This is a genomic window from Nocardia vulneris (assembly GCF_001613425.1).
Taxonomy (GTDB): domain Bacteria; phylum Actinomycetota; class Actinomycetes; order Mycobacteriales; family Mycobacteriaceae; genus Nocardia; species Nocardia vulneris.
The window spans coordinates 1-560 of sequence record NZ_BDCI01000049.1 but is presented as its reverse complement, the minus strand read 5'-3'; the positions used below and the strand labels follow the sequence as shown (position 1 = coordinate 560).

Annotated in this window: 1 pseudogene; it reads right to left on the bottom strand. The window is 63.8% G+C overall.

The annotated features are described in order from the left end of the window. Positions 1-308: 308 nt before the first annotated feature. Positions 309-560, bottom strand: a pseudogene (locus NVU01S_RS42965) (IS110 family transposase); the annotation flags it as partial.

The window sequence follows — 560 nt, the reverse complement described above, 5'->3', positions numbered from 1 at the left end:
GGTACCGAAACCTTGCTCGCATTTTCGCTGCCGGACACCGCAGCTAGGCTCTGTCTCGAAGTCCCATCCGCGCCTACCTAGTTCGGTATACCTGCTGCGGGAGTTACCGGGATAGTGCTGAGCACGTCGTGTGCCGTACCCGGCTATAGGCGCACGGCAGGTGCGTGAAGCTGGGTTTCCGGCGTGGTCATCTGGCTGTGGTTGCGTCTCGAGCGGCTTGGGAAAGAGAGGGACGGTGGCGGACCGGTTGGTGTGGACCAAGCGACAGATAGGTTGGGGATCACAGAGACATCCCAGGAGCTTGAATGTCAAGCTGCAGCCTTGTCTGGTTGTGGCCAGGCAGTGGTTTCGTCGTAGAGGGTCCCGGTTTTGAGGCAGCCATGCAGGAGGCCCACGAGCCTGTTGGCGAGCTGGCGCAGGGCGGGGTTGTGGCCGACGCCGCGGGCGCGCTGGCGGTCGTAGTAGGCGCGGGCGCCGGGAGAGCACTGCAGTGCGCTGAACGCTTGTGTGGTGAGGGCGTCGATGAGCCTGTCGTTGTGCACGAACCGAGCCAGGGCTAG